General features: G+C 39.2%; 13 protein-coding genes. 6 read left to right on the top strand and 7 right to left on the bottom strand.

Going from position 1 to position 17,449, the window contains the following annotated elements:
• The first annotated feature begins 73 nt into the window (after positions 1-73).
• The 3 genes from M030_RS0111735 to M030_RS0111725 are packed head-to-tail and all read left to right on the top strand — an operon-like array spanning position 74 to position 3,173.
• Positions 74-1,258, top strand: a complete 1,185-nt coding sequence (locus tag M030_RS0111735; RefSeq protein ID WP_027373674.1) for a hypothetical protein — start codon at positions 74-76, stop codon at positions 1,256-1,258.
• Between the two features lie 15 nt (positions 1,259-1,273).
• Positions 1,274-2,695 (top strand): hypothetical protein, encoded by a 1,422-nt coding sequence (locus M030_RS0111730; RefSeq protein ID WP_027373673.1) that lies wholly within the window; start codon positions 1,274-1,276, stop codon positions 2,693-2,695.
• A 22-nt stretch (positions 2,696-2,717) separates the two neighbouring features.
• Positions 2,718-3,173, top strand: a complete 456-nt coding sequence (locus M030_RS0111725) for a DUF1801 domain-containing protein (RefSeq protein WP_027373672.1) — start codon at positions 2,718-2,720, stop codon at positions 3,171-3,173.
• A gap of 197 nt (positions 3,174-3,370) precedes the next feature.
• Here the strand turns inward: M030_RS0111725 and M030_RS0111720 are convergent, their stop codons facing one another.
• From M030_RS0111720 to M030_RS0111700, 5 genes are all read right to left on the bottom strand, one after another.
• Complete coding sequence (locus M030_RS0111720; protein ID WP_228375225.1) at positions 3,371-4,654, bottom strand: TolC family protein; 1,284 nt, start codon at positions 4,652-4,654, stop codon at positions 3,371-3,373.
• Positions 4,629-7,739 (bottom strand): efflux RND transporter permease subunit, encoded by a 3,111-nt coding sequence (locus tag M030_RS0111715; RefSeq protein WP_185097392.1) that lies wholly within the window; start codon positions 7,737-7,739, stop codon positions 4,629-4,631. The genes M030_RS0111720 and M030_RS0111715 overlap by 26 nt, the downstream gene beginning before the upstream one ends.
• A 73-nt stretch (positions 7,740-7,812) precedes the next feature.
• Complete coding sequence (locus M030_RS0111710; protein WP_027373669.1) at positions 7,813-8,916, bottom strand: efflux RND transporter periplasmic adaptor subunit; 1,104 nt, start codon at positions 8,914-8,916, stop codon at positions 7,813-7,815.
• A 288-nt stretch (positions 8,917-9,204) separates the two neighbouring features.
• Positions 9,205-11,757 (bottom strand): magnesium-translocating P-type ATPase, encoded by a 2,553-nt coding sequence (mgtA, locus tag M030_RS24045; protein ID WP_228375224.1) that lies wholly within the window; start codon positions 11,755-11,757, stop codon positions 9,205-9,207.
• 100 nt (positions 11,758-11,857) lie between these two features.
• A complete protein-coding gene (locus tag M030_RS0111700) occupies positions 11,858-12,556 on the bottom strand; it encodes an MgtC/SapB family protein (RefSeq protein WP_027373668.1) in 699 nt (232 codons plus the stop codon).
• A gap of 589 nt (positions 12,557-13,145) precedes the next feature.
• Between M030_RS0111700 and M030_RS0111695 the strand changes: the two genes are divergently transcribed.
• A complete protein-coding gene (locus M030_RS0111695; RefSeq protein ID WP_027373667.1) occupies positions 13,146-13,994 on the top strand; it encodes an EamA family transporter in 849 nt (282 codons plus the stop codon).
• A gap of 58 nt (positions 13,995-14,052) precedes the next feature.
• Here M030_RS0111695 and M030_RS0111690 read toward each other — a convergent pair whose 3' ends face one another.
• Positions 14,053-15,414, bottom strand: coding sequence for an ATP-binding protein (locus tag M030_RS0111690; RefSeq protein ID WP_027373666.1), 1,362 nt, complete (start codon positions 15,412-15,414; stop codon positions 14,053-14,055).
• Positions 15,415-15,424: 10 nt separating this feature from the next.
• The gene (locus M030_RS0111685; RefSeq protein WP_027373665.1) at positions 15,425-16,135 is read right to left on the bottom strand and encodes a response regulator transcription factor; all 711 of its coding nucleotides are present in this window, start codon (positions 16,133-16,135) and stop codon (positions 15,425-15,427) included.
• Between the two features lie 99 nt (positions 16,136-16,234).
• Between M030_RS0111685 and M030_RS0111680 the strand changes: the two genes are divergently transcribed.
• Complete coding sequence (locus M030_RS0111680) at positions 16,235-16,903, top strand: YiiX/YebB-like N1pC/P60 family cysteine hydrolase (RefSeq protein WP_081806331.1); 669 nt, start codon at positions 16,235-16,237, stop codon at positions 16,901-16,903.
• 153 nt (positions 16,904-17,056) lie between these two features.
• Positions 17,057-17,368, top strand: a complete 312-nt coding sequence (locus M030_RS0111675; RefSeq protein ID WP_027373663.1) for a cysteine methyltransferase — start codon at positions 17,057-17,059, stop codon at positions 17,366-17,368.
• The last annotated feature ends 81 nt before the right edge of the window (positions 17,369-17,449 follow it).

The raw sequence follows: 17,449 nt of genomic DNA, 5'->3' as shown, positions 1-17,449 counted from the left end.
GAATTGATTTAATACCTTATTTGATATTAAGTTGATGAAATTATTATACATTTGCGCCGAAAAAACAAAACCCATGAATAAATTAAAACTATTTTATTTAATTCCGTTATTGTGCTCATCATTTTCGCATGCACAGCGAATTGATAAGGAGACCATCAGTTTTCAATTGTTAAAAGAACCTGTTTTCGCTACAGATCTTGCCAACAGAAATTATACGATCACCGTAAAATCACCTTACAATATTACCAAGGATGATGTTATCAAACAATCCAAAGAAGATTACCAGAGACAGGTAGATAATTATCAGGCCAATGTGGAGTCTGCCAAGCTGGAGCATGCAGAAAGATTGAAGGATTATGATGCAGAAGTAAAAAAACTTCAGGAAAAATATAAACTGGAGTCTGCTGAATACAGTAAATTATCAGCGGTTGAAAAAATTGCAACAAACAATGGTGGTCCGGTATTGAGAATTCCCTCCAGACCTGTACTGAATATCCCGCCGGTGCCGGTTTACAGACAGCCTGATTTAAAAGAGGCATTGATCGTGGACAATAAAATCCTGGCTTCTCAAATGAATGTGATTGGTTTTTCAAAAGGAGGAAATTATCTGGACATTTCCATTGAAATGGAGAGAACAAATTTTCAGGATAACCAGGGGAAAACTTTTGCCAACCAGCCAACCAGAATTATCGGGAAACAAAATGGAGCTGTAAAGCTTGATAAAACTTATTTTTCCGATTTTACGGAAGTAGCGAGCGTGCCTACCAATGAGATCAACCTGAATGCTCAGGAAAAAAGTTTCTTACAGAGAACTATGGATCGTACACGGAATATTATTAATGATAATTTCGGATATCAGACCATTAATTCTATGGTGACATTGTCTACTGTAAAGAATAAAGGAGAATATGATGATCTGGAAAAAGCCTATATCTACGTTACAACCAACCTGAAAAAACTTCAGGCAAAACCTGATTATGCTCCCAATAAAGTGGCTATGGAAAATATGCAGAAAGGCATTGATATCTGGAAAAGTGCTTTGACAAAAGTAAATTACCAGGATAAAAAAGCGGCTTACAATCAAAAGATCGGTGAATACCTTTATTTTAATCTGATACGATTGAATATTGCCCTTGGAAATTATCAGGAAGCAGAAAAATATCTAAACGAATTACAGGAACATCTGGTTGATATCAAATTGTCCTACGATGCTAATCTTGAACTGAAGAGATTAGAAGAAAAAATTTACAATAACTAAGAATTTGAAAATAATATGATTAAACAAATTATTGCTTCCGCATTAATGACGGCTTCTGTATACTCATTTGCCCAGACCAAAGTAACTGAGGGTACAAAATTTACCGTAGATGCCAACCTTGAAACTGATGATAAACTAGTATTGGCCGATGATTACAGTTCTTATATGTTCAGTGCAATCAATATTGACGGGCTAATGAGAAATGTGTTTCCTCACAAGAAATTACTGATGAGAAAACTGGATCAGAACGGAAGTCTGGTTGACACTTACACTAAAGATTACGCTAACAAAACCAATGGAGTACTTCATAATTATTTAGGATCACAACAGATTGATGATGATAAGTTCGTAGCATTCACGGAAGAGTACTTTGGAAAAGAAAACAGAAAGGAAGTTTTCCAGCATGTTTTCAGTAAAAAAGACGGAACTTTTACGACAAAAAGTATCGCAAAGTACAGCATTGAATCTGCCAACAGATCCGGAACTACCTATGTTCTTTTCTCAGAAAATGGAAAATACGCGGCCATCTTTAATGACAGATTTGCAAATAAAAAAACAGAAAATATCAATGATGTTCTTGTCCTGGATCTCAGAACGCTTTCTCCCGTTTGGAACAAAGAAATTACCTTGAGTAGTGACTATGTGGAAAAATCTTTTGCACTGACCAATTCAGCAAAAATTGTCGTATTGCGTAAAGCTGCCGGCTGGAAAGAGTCTTATAAACTGGAATTACTTTCCAATACAGAAGATAAAGACCTTCCTTTTGATGATAAATACATTCCTGAAAAGCTATATGCGGTCAGTAAAAATGATAATGATTATCTGATCTCTTTCGGAAGAAAAAAAGCTGCAGTGACTATTGGTGCCAGCACATTTGGAACGGTGATGTTCTATGATATGAAGTCCGGGAAAGCAGTGATCAGCAATACCAATTTGGGAGGTGATAAAGATATGAACGATGTGAAAGTCATCAAAACCATCATCAAAGGAGAGGATATTCTAATGGCTGTTCAGCAGGAAACGGTAACGAGACCGATGCCTACAGCTATGAATCGTTTTCCGGATCCTGTATATAAACTGGAAGCGGGAATGCTGATGAAATTTAATAAAGAAGGTGATGTGACACAGTTTGTGGCAGCGGGAGCTTCTACGGGAAAAAGAATTCATGTGACAGAATCAGGAAATAACCTTTATATTTCTACATTTTATCCTAAAGGAGCATTTGGAAACACCGGCTTTTCTATGAAAGTTTTTGATTTTGCCACTTTGAAACCCCAGGAAGTAAATCTTACTTATAAAGGAGGAAATTTCTTTCAGAATTATGGGTTTGCAGACGGTAATATGATTCAGTATGTTCCTAACGTTAACAAAATGATGTTCTTACAAAAAAACGGTAAGGATGTTCAGATGTTTAGTGTATACAATTTTATAAAATAATTGTACTTTAGAAAAAAAAATCATGCAGATTCCAGCCGTATCCATAGAAGATTATATTTCAAAGATTCCTGAAGAAAGACAAGAGGCTTTTACAAAGCTTTTTAATACCATCAATCAGAATTTACCAAACGGTTTTGAAGAAAATCCCAGTTATGGAATGATAGGATGGGCGGTCCCGTTGAAAACCTATCCTGCCGGTTATCATTGTGCTGCCAATACCCCTTTGCCGTTTATCAATCTGGCTTCCCAGAAGAATTTTATTGCTTTATATCATATGGGGCTATATTCTACACCGGAGCTTCTGGACTGGTTTGTGGCTGAATATCCTAAACATTCAAAGAAAAAACTGGACATGGGGAAATCCTGTGTTCGTTTTAAAAAAGTGGAAGATATCCCTTTTGAATTAATCGGTGAATTGAGCAGAAAAATGACGGTAGAAGACTGGATCAGCATGTATGAATCTCAGTATAAAAAATAAAAAAATCCCTGGAATTTCTACAATTCCAGGGATTGTTATTTGCGGGAAGAGGGAAGTTGGAAACCTTTTTTGTATTATTGAGAAATACTAGCCTTTTGAGGAAAAATTTCGGGCTACACAAAGCAACAAATTAGGTCTTCATTTGATGCCCGGTTTTGAAAAAACTCCCTCGTCCTTCTCCGTTTTTTCCCACTACCTTAAAACTCGATATCCCAGATCCCTGCCCGGCGCTCAAGTTCTATTAATGCCGCAGCATTGTCTGCAAGAGCCTGGTAATAATCCTTTCTTACATCATTATAGGTACGTTGTGCATTCAGAACCTCCAGAATAGAGCTTTCTCCTCTTTTATAGCTGTAAATAATACCATCCAGGATACTTTTTGCTTCACTGAGCATTCCGTTGTGGAATTGTTTTACCTGCTTTTGAGTGGCCGTATATTGTTGGTAAGCCTGCATAACTTCAGCCCGTATTCCTTGTTCGATCTGTTGATATTCAACCTCAGCCTGCGAGTGAGCCATTTCAGCTATTTTCAATCCGGCATTTCTTCTGTTGGAAAATTTTAAAGGAATACTTACGCCTACTTTTACGGCATTTACTGTGGGAGAAGGAGCAATTTCGTTGGTGGCTTCCGTATGACGTTCTGCCCCGGCACTCAGTCCCAGGTCGATCACACGATTCGCTTTTTCAAGATTGATCTGGCTTTTGGCTACCTGTGTATTTTGTCTGGCCGCCAATAGATCTGCTCTTTCATTGAGTGCCTGAAGCATCAGGTCATCAATATTGAACTCTCTGTTGAAGGCGTTAAAATCTCCGTCTACATCTCTGCCTGTTGTTTTATGATCACTAATAAATACAGAAAGATTAGTTAATGCCTGTTGTTCAGCACTTTCAGCCTGATAGACGTCATTGAGCAGGGATGCCGCTTCTAATTTACTCTGCTTTGAAGTCACCAGCGATATAGTTCCTAATTGATAACGGATACTGTCGGATTTTGCCAACTGGAGCATATTTTTGTAAGAATCCTGCTGTACTTCAAGCAATGATTTTGATTTTAAAGCATCCACATATCCTAGGCTTGCATCGGCTCTCAGGTTTCTGAAAAAATCTTCTAATTGTATTTTACTAAGCTCTGATTGGTCTTTAGCAAGATTCACCCTTGCTTTCCTCTTACCACCCAGTTCCAGGGTCCATCCGACGGAAGTGCCATACACATACCCCATATTTTTATTCACCCCGTTGTTGGTTGTTTCCACTTCCAGCTGGGGATCCGGAAACATACCGGCCGTCCGGATGGCTGCTTCTGCCATGCTCACATTGTATTTCTGGGAGGCAAATCCGAGATTTTTCTTTCCAACCAGATTCAGGTATTCATCAAAACGCAAAAGCTCCTTTTCCTGTGCTTTTACCATTCCTGTAAGGCTCATTACCATGACAGTGGCGATGATAAAATGAATTTTACTCTTCATATATAATTGCTTCATGTGATTCCGGATTTTGTTTTTCATTGCGACGTTCTGCCATATAATAAATAGCCGGTAGCACGAAAAGGGTTAAAATAGTAGAGAACATCAGTCCGTAAACGATTACTGTAGCCAGAGGTCGTTGTACATCTGAACCGATTCCTGTTGCCAGAGATGCCGGGAATAGACCGATCACCGCAACAGTTGCCGTCATCAGTACCGGTCTGAAACGGTCATGAGCTCCTTTGATTACTGAATCTTTGAGGCCATAACCTTTCTTTCGCAGGTCATTGATATGGGAAATCATGATCACTCCATTCTGTATAGCAACCCCGAATAAAGCGATGAATCCTACTGCTGAAGATACATTCAGGGACATTCCACGGATATTGAGGGCAAGCATTCCCCCGAATAAAGCCAACGGAACAATCGACATCAGAACCAAAGCCTGCTTAAAGTCTCCGAATGCCCCGTACAATAACAGGAACATAACCGCCAATGCCAACGGAACAATAAATGCCAGCCTGGAATACGCTCTGTTCTGGTTTTCAAACTGACCACCCCATTTGATCTGATATTTTTCATGGTCGTAGGTAATATCCTTTTCAATCTGATCCTGAGCTTTTTTCAGGAAAGAAGAAAGGTCGGTACCGCGCAGGTTAAGCTTCACCGTGAGATGTCGTTTATTCATTTCACGGGTAATGGTGCTTTCCCCTGTGCTTAATTTTACTTCTGCCACCTGTGATAATGGAATTTTGGTTCCGGTAGCAGAGGTAAGCATCAGGTTTCCGATTTTATCGGGAGTATCACGGCTGTCTTCTGTGTATCGGCAGGAAATATCATAGACTTTATTTCCGATAAAAATTTGGGAAATAGCTTTTCCTCCGAGTGCCACTTCAATGAGATCGGCAACATCAGCTACGTTTAAGCCATACTGTGCGATTTTATCTCTGTCGGCAATGATCTGAAGTTGGGGCAGCGGAGGTTCCTGGTCAATAGCTAGATCGGCAGAACCCGGAATTTTATGCAATGTTGATAAAACATTTTCCGCAATTCTTCTGGTTTCTTTGAAATCATCGCCATATACCTTTACAACCAATTCACTATGCGCCCCTGAGATCTTATCCATTACCCCGTCGATCATCGGTTGTGAAAAACCTACAGTGAATCCAGGCATATCTTTATAGTCGGCAGCCAGCTCTTTGATCAGGTCTGCTTTTGTTTTTCCGGATGGCCATTGGTCGTAAGGTTTTATTCCTACGGAAACTTCAAAGTGGGAAGCGGTCCATGGGTCTGTTCCGTCATCATTACGTCCGGCCTGCACCATCATGTAGGTAATTTCCGAATGTTTTAAAGTTCTGGCCCGTAAGGTATCACTCATTTCTTTAGCTTTGGCAAGAGAAATTCCCGGTGGAAGCTGTACCTGCAGCCAGATAGAACCCTCATCCAGTTCGGGCAGGAAATCTTTTCCTACGGTGTAAGATAAAATTCCGGCAGATAATAGGACGATGCTTACAGGTAGAATGACTTTTCTGGGAGCCTTCATTATTTTTTCTACTCTTTTTCCATAGGCAGTACTTATTTTTTCCAGCCACTTATTATGATAGATCTTTTGTGGTTTTCGATAAATAACATACGCTATTCCCGGGATCAGGAGCAACGCCACGGCAAGGGCTCCGAATAAAGCATATCCTACAGTGAATGCCATGGGAGTAAATAATTTTTTCTCTACTCTTTCAAAAGCAAATAATGGAAGATACGCCGTGATGATGATAATGGTAGAAAAGAAAATAGGTTTGGCTACCTCAATCACTCTTTTGGTAATTGTTTTTTCTTCCAGAGCTTCTTCAGGGTTATCTTCTCTTTTTTTAAGGATGGTTTCCAGCATCACGATGGCACCGTCTACAATGATTCCAAAGTCGATCGCTCCAAGAGAAAGAAGGTTCGCGGGAATATTGGTAAAATGCATCAGGATAAATGCAAATAACAGCGACAAAGGAATGGTAATAGCCACTAGTAAAGCACCTCTCCAGCTTCCGAGGAAAACAATGAGGACAATAATAACCAGTACAATTCCTTCTGTCAGAGTATGAGAAACAGTGTGCAGGGTCGTATCCACAAGATCCGTTCTGTCCAGGAAAGGATGGATTTTTACTCCTGCCGGCAGGGTTTCATTATTCAATTCTTCGATTGCCTGATGAACACCTTCCAGTACCTGCGACGGGTTTTGGCCTCTCAGCAGGAGAACAATACCTTCCACGCTTTCGGAATAATTTCGTTTTCTGTCAGTATAGCCAAGAATTCCCTTTCTTTCAAGGTTCCCGTATTTTAAGGTTCCAACGTCATTCAGAAAGACAGGAACACCGTTTTCTGTTTTTATCACTATTTTCCCGAGATCGTTCAAATCTTTTACCAGACCTATTCCACGAATAACATACGCCAGATTTCCTCGGGGAAGCATACTTCCTCCGGCACTGACATTGTTTTTAGAAATCGTTTCGGTTACTTCAGATAATGAAAGCCCGTATTGTTCGAGTTTGTGAGGATCCAGTTCAACCTGAAACTGGGTGGTGATTCCTCCGAAGTTGGTGACATCTGCAATCCCTGACACCTGTTTGATGCGGGGAATAATAACGAATTTCTGCAAATCCGTCAGCTCGCGTAAACTGTGGTTGTTACTTTCAATAATATAACGATAGACTTCGCCGATAGGGGAGGTTAGCGGGTCAAGACCCGGTTGTGCACCATAAGGCAGTGTCACATCAGACAGCCTTTCCTGGATACGCTGCCTTGCCCAGTAGTCATCCACACCATCGTCGAAAACCATTGTAATAATAGAAAGCCCGAAAGTACTTTTACTTCGCATCACATGCATTCCCGGTAGCCCGTTTAATGAGCGTTCAAGCGGAATGGTGATTTGTTGTTCTACTTCTTCAGCCGCCAGTCCCGGAACCTGTGTTACAACCTGAGAGGTAACATCGGCAATGTCGGGATAGGCTTCCACTGATAATTTGGTCCAGGAATAATATCCGAAAAACCCCAGTAAGACGAAGAGGGCCAGCATCAGCCATCTCTTCTGTATAGAGATTGTAAGTAATTGCTTCATAATTCTTAATTTTTGTATAAAGTTTTAAAAGACGACATCTCTTACTGGCTTTATACCTTTAACTTCATTGACATTATTTTGCATCCAGCATATAAATTCCCCCTTCAGTCATGATGGTATCTCCCGGTTTCAATCCTGAGGTAATTCTTACTGTTTTCTGATCTGTTTCTCCGGTGGTGACGGAGCGTTTGGCAAATTGATTCTTACCGGTTTTTATCCATACATACTGTGAGCTGTCCTGCTGCATTAATGCGGTAACTGGAATCATGACCGTTCGGACGGGAGTTGTTGAAAAATTAACGGTAGCATACATTCCGGGTTTTAATTTTCTGTCCGGGTTATCGCACTCAATGAGGACTTTTATGCTTCGTGTATTCTCGTCTACGATTTCGTTGATATGATATACCTTCCCTGTAATGTTTCTGTCCGGATAGGCACTTACTTTTACCGATACATGGTCTCCTGTATTGACAAAGCGGATATCTTTTTCTTTAACATCCCCTGAAATCCATACTTTAGAAAGTTCAGCAATGATCATCACCGGATCAGCATCTCCTTTCAGATATTGACCGTTAACGATTTTGTTGGAAATAATCTCTCCATTGATCGGAGCCCTTACAATAAGAGGACTTCCGATGCCGCCTCCTTTGCTGTTGTAGACTTTTAAAGCGGAAGTAGCATTTGACAGGGAAGTTTTTTTATTTTTAAAATCCGTCTCCGCTTCATCCAGTTCTTTTTGTATTCCTACGCCGTGTTTGACAAGATCCTGCTGACGTTTATAATTTTTCTCTGCAAGCTGCACATCATTCAAAGCATCCGTGTAGTCTTTCTGGACCGCAAAATAATCGGAAGAAAGAATCTCAAATAGCGGACTGCCTGCAGATACATTTTGCCCCAACTGAATAAAAGATTTTGTAATTCTTCCTGAAAAAGGACTTGCAATCTCAGCATAATGATTGGGAATGGCCTGAATAGTTCCCGCAGAAACAACACCATCACTGTGTTCCTGCTCAGAAACGACTTCGGTTTTTATTTTTTTGAAAACAGGATTGTTTTCAGGAACGGTGACTTTATTCCCGTTCAGTTGCAAATCCCGATTCTGAGTGTCTTCACTTTTGGAATTTTTACAGGATGTAACAACTGCCAAAAGTATTACTGTTACTATTATTCTTCTCATATAAAATGTTTATAACAAGGAATTAAATTTTAGATTTTTATTTTCAAGCTTTTATTGTGTTTTTAGAATTTTTTAAACCCCTTTTATCGCCGCAAAGGTATTTTCAACGTTTCTGATAGTCCGTTAGAAAGTCTTTAGAAAGTTATTAGAAAACTATTAGAATCGCCTGTCAGAGCCATTGTCCAAATTTTTTAATGAACCATTGTTTCACAAACTGAGTGAGGATACAATAGCCTGTAAGAATTCCGATGAGGTAAGGAAAATAAGCTAAAGGCAACGGTTGCATTTTCAGATAGGAAGCTGCCGGGTAAAAGGAATCATTATTCCGATCAGCATAATCATACTGGTTAAAGCAACTACTGGAGCGGCAGCCCAACTTTGGATGAAAGGAATCTTTTTCGTTCTGATAATATGCACAATCAAGGTCTGAGATAATAATCCTTCCACAAACCAGCCCGTCTGAAATAAACTTTGGTTTTCGGGAGTGTTGGCTTTGAAAATAAAGAACATCACTGCAAAAGTCACGTAATCAAAAATGGAACTTAGCGGCCCGATGTACAGCATGAATTTTTTAATGCTACCGGCTTCCCATTTTTTTGGCTTTTCCAGAAAATCTTTATCCATCGTATCCCAAGGAATAGAAGATTGGGATACATCGTACAGTAAATTCTGGGTTAAAATCTGTAACGGCAGCATTGGTAAAAACGGCAGTAACGCACTGGCTCCAATCATGCTGAACATATTTCCGAAATTACTGCTGGCTGTCATTTTTATATATTTTACGATATTCCCAAAGGTTCTTCTGCCATAGATCACTCCGCTTCTTAGTACCATCAGATCTTTTTCCAACAGGATGATATCCGCACTTTCTTTCGCGATGTCTGCTCCGGTATCTACTGAGATACCTACATCGGCTTCTTTGATGGCTGCCGCGTCATTGATCCCATCACCCATAAACCCTACAGTATGTCCTTTTGAACGGAGGATTTTTACAATACGCTGCTTTTGTAAAGGGCTGACTTTGGCAAAAACGGAATAAAGCTCCATATCTTTACTTAATTCCTCATCACTGATGTTATCCAATTCATCTCCCAGCATAATGGTGTTGACAGGAATTCCTACATCATGGCATATTTTTTTGGCTACAATATCATTATCTCCGGTCACCACTTTTACTTCAACACCTAATTTATGTAACGCCTGTATACTTGGTGCCGCAGAAGGTTTAGCGGGGTCAAGGAAGCCTATGAAACCGGTTAACGTAAGGTTGTTTTCATCCGATACGGAATAATTCAGCGGATGATCTCCATCGAATTCACGGATGGCAACCAGTAAAACTCTTAATCCTTCTGCATTCAGTTTTTCAGACATTTTGATAATCTGTTGTTTCATCAGATCATCCAATGGAACAATATTATCATTCTCAATATGCAGACTATGGTCTTCTCCGGGGTCCAGAGCGTATTTACATAAAGAAAGCATTTCCTCCACAGCACCTTTGGAAATCATCAGATGTTTGCCTTTGGACGTATTCAAAATCACAGACATTCTTCTTCTTTCAAAATCAAAAGGAATTTCATCTACCTTCAGATAAAGTTCATCGGCTTTCAAAAGATGATGAACTTCTGCGTGATCAAGGACTGCCTGATCCAGCAGATTTCTGAGACCGGTTTGATGAAAACTGTTGAGGTAAGCCCATTTCAGAACTTCATCATCTTCAATACCGCGAACGTTGAGGTGAGTTTCCAAAACAATTTTATCCAAAGTCAGGGTTCCGGTTTTATCGGTACAAAGGATATCCATAGCCCCGATGTTCTGAATGGCATTTAACCGTTTAACGATCACTTTCTTTTTACTCATGTTGACCGCTCCTTTTGCTAAATTGGCAGTAACAATCATGGGAAGCATTTCCGGAGTAAGTCCTACAGCTACCGCAATAGCGAATAATAAAGCCTGCATCCAGTCACCCTTTACCAATCCGTTGATGAGAAAAATAACGGGCGTCATTACCAGCATAAAGCGGATCAGCAAAAAACTTACTTTATTAACTCCAATGTCAAAAGCAGTTTCTGGTCTTTTGGAAACCAGACTTCTGCTGATGCTCCCGAAGTACGTGAAAATACCGGTGTTGGCAACAACAACTGTTGCAGAGCCACTTACCACATTGGTTCCCATGAAGCAAATGTTTTGCAGGGTAAGAGGATTTTTGTCTTTAGCATCATGGACAGGAAATGCATTTTTTTCTACAGGAAGCGCTTCTCCGGTGAGAATAGATTCACTGATGAAAAGATCCTTGCTTTTCATAATTCTGCAATCGGCAGGAACCATATCACCGGCTGAAAGAACTACGATATCTCCAGGAACAATTTCCGTAATTTCAATTTCTTCGTTTTCTTTAAATTTTCTTTTGGTCAGACAGCTTGTTTTAACCATTTTCTTTAAAGCTTCAGCAGCCTTATTGCTTCGGAACTCCTGAATGAATCTCAAGATAGTACTGAACAATAGCATTACCGAAATGATAATACTGGTACTGAGATCCTTTTCTTCGGCCGGAGCCAGAATAACATCAATGAATAATGAAATCAAAGCAATGCAGGCCAGAATATAATTGAAAGGATTGAAGAATGAATGGGCAAATTGCTTTACCCATGAGGGAGCCTTTTGGGTGGCAATTTCATTTTTACCGTAAATTTTTAAACGGTCTTTTACCGTGTTTTCGCTGAGTCCTTCTTCTGAAGATTCCAGCATAGCATACACCATTTTCTCGTTCTCAGACGCAGCTTCTTTCAACTTTACCATTGCTGCTGAATTGAGATTTTTGTTTGAAGATTTTTTTAACATTGCTTCAGTTGTTGTTTATACGGAGTGATTTATTGTTTTTAAGGTCATACAGCATCGCGTCATCTTCATTTGTGTTTGCTAATCATGGCGATTTCAAATGCTATAAATCGTTTTCAGTACCTATAATTTCCCAGCTTACTTTGATGACCTTATCCTCGATCGTCAATCTGCTGGCTGTTTTTTCCATAAAACTGTCCTGTGGAGTGGAAGAGTGAACTTCCGCCGTAATGATGGCATTCTCTGGTAAGCCATTATCATCGCTGGTGAGAGATTTCAGCAATACCTTGTCATTTCCGCTTAAAGACTGCATCAGCTGTACTCTGATGTGATTTTCTACTTCACTTTTGCATTTAATAGTAAGAAGGTATTCAGTGTAATGGCTTCTGCTGTTGATATTATTACCAAGTCTTACACCTAGCGGGCGGAGAATAACATGGGTAAGGATGATAAAACCGGTGGTAATAGCTGCTTCAAAAGGATAGCCCATCGCACTGAGAGCACCGACGGATGCAGAACACCAGATGGTGGCGGCCGTATTGAGTCCCCGAACGGTCAGTCCGTCTTTCATGATCACTCCACCACCCAGAAAGCCGATACCACTTACGATATAAGAAGCTATTCTTCCGGTGGCATCACCTCCGATCCTGATGGATAAAAGAACAAATGCCGCAGAACCCAGACACACCAGAGTATTGGTGCGAAGACCCGCGCTTTTCTGACGCCATTGTCTTTCAAAACCAATACTGGCGCCAAGGGCAAATGCGGTAAAGAGACGAATTGTAAATTCCGGTGTAGTCATAATCTTTCTGTTTTTTTATAGCATTCAGCCGCTATACAGAAAGATATAGAGGAGAATACTTAATGGTTGTAATAATGGGATGAATCCGTATCCATAGGGGTTTTTATTTGCTGCAAAGGTATTGTGAGCTTTGGAGAAAGGCTGTTAGAAAGGTCTTAGAATGTTATTAGAAAATTATTAGAAAGTATATATTTGATAGTATCACATGATACTATCACTTGCCATTGTATAATGAAACCTTCTTACCAGATAAATCATAAAATTTTAATTCTGATTGTGTCTATATCAGAGAAGATAGGTGAAATTATTGGTGCGTTTTTATACAAACCTATCGTGATTTAAAACCAAGGTATCCTGATTAAATTTGGGGTACAGAGATTAACGGAATATCGGTTTTTGTAGAATAACCTTGAAAGTAAGACGTGCTAATAAGTTGAGATCTGTATCCAGGATAAAAAACAAAATTTCAATACATTTGTGGCAAACTAGTGTAGACTATAAACTTCAATTGTGATTTATAGCGGAAAAATTACTCAGGTCCGGAAAATTCTTTTCCAAAGATGGGTTATATTAAGATGAGATTTTAGAAATGAAGAATTCAAATATAGCGATACCCGCAACGCTTTTGGCCATTATTTGTGTCCAGGGAGGGGCTTCCATTGCGAAGCAGCTTTTTCCTTTGATAGGACCTATCGGAACGGTTACCTTGAGGATTGTGTTATCCGCTGTTTTGCTAACGTTGATTAACCGTCCGAAATTTTTACAGTTTACTGCCCAAAAATGGAAATATTGTGCCTTGTACGGAATAGGTCTGGCAGCAATGAATCTTATTTTTTATATGGCCATTCAAAGAATTCCGTTGGGACTGGCGGTTACCGTGGAGTTTGCAGGACCTTTGTTTCTTGCACTGGCACTTTCGCGTAAACTGTTGGATGTGGTCTGGGCATTGCTTGCCTGTGTCGGAATATTACTGATTGTTCCCTGGAAGAGTGATCATGTGGATTTAATCGGCCTCGGACTGGCATTTCTTGCCGGGATGTTTTGGGCGGTCTATATTGTTATGGGCGGAAAAGTAGCCAAAATTATGGATGGGAAAGACGCAGTCACTACCGGAATGATATTCGCCAGCCTGGTTATTATTCCCTTTACGATATGGGATGGAGCCGTTTTCAATCTTACACCTGTTATTTTTATGAAAGGATTAGGCGTGGCTATTTTATCAAGTGCATTGCCATTCTCGCTGGAAATTATGGCATTGAAAAGATTGCCGGCAAAAACATTCAGCATTCTGATGAGCCTTGAACCTGCATTTGCAGCGCTTTCAGGATTGATATTCCTTGCAGAAGACCTGAGTTTCCTGCAGTGGATTTCCATTATCTGTGTAATTGCAGCAAGTATAGGAACGACTGTTTTTAGTAAGAGAGCCAACAGCCATTAAAAAATATCATTAATGAATAAATATCTTTAAGTGAGATTTTTGTCGTTAAATATAGAAATCAGATGGTAAAAATTATGGTAAAAATAGTAGCCTTATTATCCGATGTTACCGTAATAACTGCATTGTGAAGATGAATGATTTTTTCCGTCAGGAAAAGCCCGATACCATGACCCTTTTCTTTTTTTGCATTTTCACTTCTGTAAAAAGGTTCAAAAATATGTTCTAAATCTTTGGGAGAAATAACAATTCCTGTATTGATAAAACGGATTTGAAGAGTACCTTCTGTTGCATTCACTTCAATAGAACACAAATGTTCCGGCGAATATTTACATGCATTATCGATGAGGTTATTAAAGGCAACCTTGAGAAGATATTCATTTCCCTGAATAACCAGCTGCTGTTCTTCAACTGTGTCAGCAATATTCAATAATGCCCGGTAACCCTCGTTTTCTTTGATAGTTTTAGAATAGGATTCCAGAAGAACTTCATCCAGACGTACTTCAGAAAAACTGATTTCGTTGGGATCATAGCTGGCTTTGGCAAGGTCCATCAGACTGTTGGAGAGCTTCACCATGTTACGGGCATCACCCAAGGCATACCGAATCGTTTGTTGGTATTCTTCTTTGGTTTGATCTTTTTCAGAAGCCAGTTCGAGCTCGGTAATAATTGCTGACAGAGGCGTTCTGAGCTCATGAGAAATGTTGGAAACGAAATATTTTTGAGCATCAAAAGAATTTTCAAGACGTTCGAGCATGCCGTTGAAATTTTGAGCCAACTCATTCAGTTCATCTTTTTTTTCAGCAGTAGTCTGGAGTCTTAGCTGTAATCTTCCTGCAGTAATTTTTTTAATCTGACTGACCATGTCACTGAGCGGACTTAATGCTTTTTTTGAAAGCAGTATTCCGGCAAGGTAAATCAGGATTAAAATGCTGATAAAGGCAATAATGCTGATGGTCAGTAAGTGGGTGAGAAATTCATACCCATATTTGTCGTAAGCAGCAGCTGTTACGGCATAAGATTTTCCGTTGTACTGGTAAACCATTCCAATCACCTGTAAATCATCCAGAAAGAAGCTGATTTTCTTTTTCAGGAATATTTCCGAGAGCATCGCCGGAGTTTCTTTCACATAATCTACTTTGGCATCGTCGTGATATATAAGTTCTTTATTGTTGTCATAAATGGCGACCTGAACTTCATTGAGGGTTCTGTTGTTATTTTTATAAAGTTGATGCATTTCCTGTTCCGGAAGTGAACTCTGGAAAAACAAATCGGCTTTGGCAATCGCTTCGTTTTGCAGCTCGCCGTAAAAAGATTTTTCTCTGGCTTCTTTGGATGAATAATAAATCGAAATGCTGTAAATACTTAGCAGCATTGCCGTGATTAAAGTAAAAAGCAGTGTAAGCCTGGTTCTTATTTTCATCTTTCTGGTTTTAGTTCATCTGGGTAGTGCCGGTTTCGTAGTCTTTTTTCAGGATAAAGCCCATCCCTGCCTTGGTATGGATTAGTTTGACATCAAAATCTTTATCAATCTTTTTTCTGAGATAATTAATGTAAACATCAATAAAGTTAGTTCCCGTATCAAAGTGGGTTTCCCATACTTTTTCAGCAATTTCACTACGGGAAAGAACACGCTCCGAATTTTCCATCATGAACTTAAGTAAATTAAATTCTTTTGGCGTTAATTTGATCGGTATATGATTTCTGCTGACTGTTTTTTGTTCCAGATTCATTTCAATTCCTTCATACTTTAGAACAAAAACCTGTTGCTGTTTCTGCTGAGAAAACCGTTTTAAAAGGACCTTAATTCTCGCAATCAGCTCCCTCATTTCAAAAGGTTTGGTCATGTAATCGTCAGCTCCGGCATCAAATCCTTCAAGTTTATCATCGGTTGTTCCTAGTGCGGTCAGCATAATTACCGGGAGGTTTGGTTTCAGTGCTTTTATTTCATGACAAAACTCAATACCGCTTTTGTGCGGAAGAACAATATCAGTTACCACAAGATCAAAATTGGTCTGCAAGGCAAGCTTCAGCCCCGTATTTCCGTCGTAAGCCATACTTACTTCAAATTCAGCTTCCTGAAGACCTTTTGTAATCAGTTTTGAAAGTCTGTCATCGTCTTCAACTAATAAAATATGTGGCATAAGAATGTTGGAATATTTGGATGGTATGAGGCCTGGTGAATACTTCACACAAATGTAATGAATTCTATTTTGTAATTTTGATCACGAAATACGATTTGAATGTCAGAAATTAAAATATCTTCTTATAAAAAGATTAAAAAAGCAGCCATTTGCGGAGTTTTATTCTTTATGATTCTGCTGTTGACAGGATGTAAAACCTCTCCGATATCACAGCTTAAAAACGGTGATTTGCTTTTTGTAACGGCAAAAGAGACAGGATTATCGGGAGCCATCAATAATGTCACCCAAAAAGAAAAGAAGGCCTCTTTTGATCACATCGGTATGCTAGAGAAAGACGGAAGTAAAGGATTCGTATTGCATGCAGCGCCCAAAGGTGGTTCCCAGAAACAGGCTTTTGAAGCATTTATGAAAGATCGCAGGAGTGAGGGGCAACGGGTAGTCGTTTATCGTCTGAAACCTGAATACCAAAAGGCGATTCCGGTTGCTATTGAAAAGGCAAACTCAATGTTGGGTAGACCTTATAACTTTACTTATATCCTTGATGAAAATTCTTACTACTGTTCAGATTTTGTGGAAAGAGTTTTCAGGGAAGACCATATTTTTAAACTTGAACCGATGACTTTTATCGACCCCAAAACCGGTAAAACCAATACATTTTGGGAAGAATTTTATAAAAGCAGGAATTTGAAAGTTCCTGAAGGAGAGCCGGGTTGCAATCCCAACGGGTTGGCAGGTTCGGATAAACTGGAAAGAATTACAGAACTCTAAAGACAAAAGAAGCTCAAAAGGCTTCTTTTTTTGTTAAAATTTAAAAAATATTAGTCTACTAATTTGGTGGACTAATATTTTTTTATATTTTTGTGACAGATTTAACGCAGAAAGTAATATGATCTGAATATGTTTAACCCAAAATGTTTAGCAATGATTACAACTAATCCTAGCCCGCAGGTTTTGCAAAATAAAATTAACCTGCCCAAAAAAGAATTGATCCTGGAAATAGAGTTGAATGGCAAAATGAAATTTGAACATTTAATGCATGCTATCTACAATCAATTCGGGATTTGTCACAGAGTCTTATCTGCTAACGTTGAATATGTAAACGGGTATAGCTTTGGAACCGTTCAATTATACATTAAAGTCAGTTCAGAAGATTATCAGCAACTTGATTTTTATCTGAATAAAAATAAACTTTTGAGTACAACAGTGGAATATACCTGCAGAACGTACTTATAAGGAGATTCATATAGTTTTAATTACGAAAGTGCCCGGTATTGCCGGGCACTTTTATTTTATAGTAAGAATGGTTTTATATTC

It is taken from the genome of Chryseobacterium sp. UNC8MFCol, from assembly GCF_000482305.1.
In the GTDB taxonomy this organism is placed as follows: Bacteria; Bacteroidota; Bacteroidia; order Flavobacteriales; family Weeksellaceae; genus Chryseobacterium; species Chryseobacterium indologenes.
The sequence above is the reverse complement of the archived record's forward strand: the minus strand, read 5'-3'. Positions and strand labels throughout refer to the sequence as shown.

Bases quoted from the DNA above. Each gene is read 5' to 3' on its own strand.
- M030_RS0111735 (WP_027373674.1), top strand. From the start codon at position 74: ATGAATAAATTAAAACTATTTTATTTAATTCCGTTATTGTGCTCATCA.
- M030_RS0111730 (WP_027373673.1), top strand. From the start codon at position 1,274: ATGATTAAACAAATTATTGCTTCCGCATTAATGACGGCTTCTGTATAC.
- M030_RS0111725 (WP_027373672.1), top strand. From the start codon at position 2,718: ATGCAGATTCCAGCCGTATCCATAGAAGATTATATTTCAAAGATTCCT.
- M030_RS0111720 (WP_228375225.1), bottom strand. From the start codon at position 4,654: ATGAAGCAATTATATATGAAGAGTAAAATTCATTTTATCATCGCCACT.
- M030_RS0111715 (WP_185097392.1), bottom strand. From the start codon at position 7,739: ATGAAGCAATTACTTACAATCTCTATACAGAAGAGATGGCTGATGCTG.
- M030_RS0111710 (WP_027373669.1), bottom strand. From the start codon at position 8,916: ATGAGAAGAATAATAGTAACAGTAATACTTTTGGCAGTTGTTACATCC.
- mgtA (WP_228375224.1), bottom strand. From the start codon at position 11,757: ATGTTAAAAAAATCTTCAAACAAAAATCTCAATTCAGCAGCAATGGTA.
- M030_RS0111700 (WP_027373668.1), bottom strand. From the start codon at position 12,556: ATGACTACACCGGAATTTACAATTCGTCTCTTTACCGCATTTGCCCTT.
- M030_RS0111695 (WP_027373667.1), top strand. From the start codon at position 13,146: ATGAAGAATTCAAATATAGCGATACCCGCAACGCTTTTGGCCATTATT.
- M030_RS0111690 (WP_027373666.1), bottom strand. From the start codon at position 15,414: ATGAAAATAAGAACCAGGCTTACACTGCTTTTTACTTTAATCACGGCA.
- M030_RS0111685 (WP_027373665.1), bottom strand. From the start codon at position 16,135: ATGCCACATATTTTATTAGTTGAAGACGATGACAGACTTTCAAAACTG.
- M030_RS0111680 (WP_081806331.1), top strand. From the start codon at position 16,235: ATGTCAGAAATTAAAATATCTTCTTATAAAAAGATTAAAAAAGCAGCC.
- M030_RS0111675 (WP_027373663.1), top strand. From the start codon at position 17,057: ATGATTACAACTAATCCTAGCCCGCAGGTTTTGCAAAATAAAATTAAC.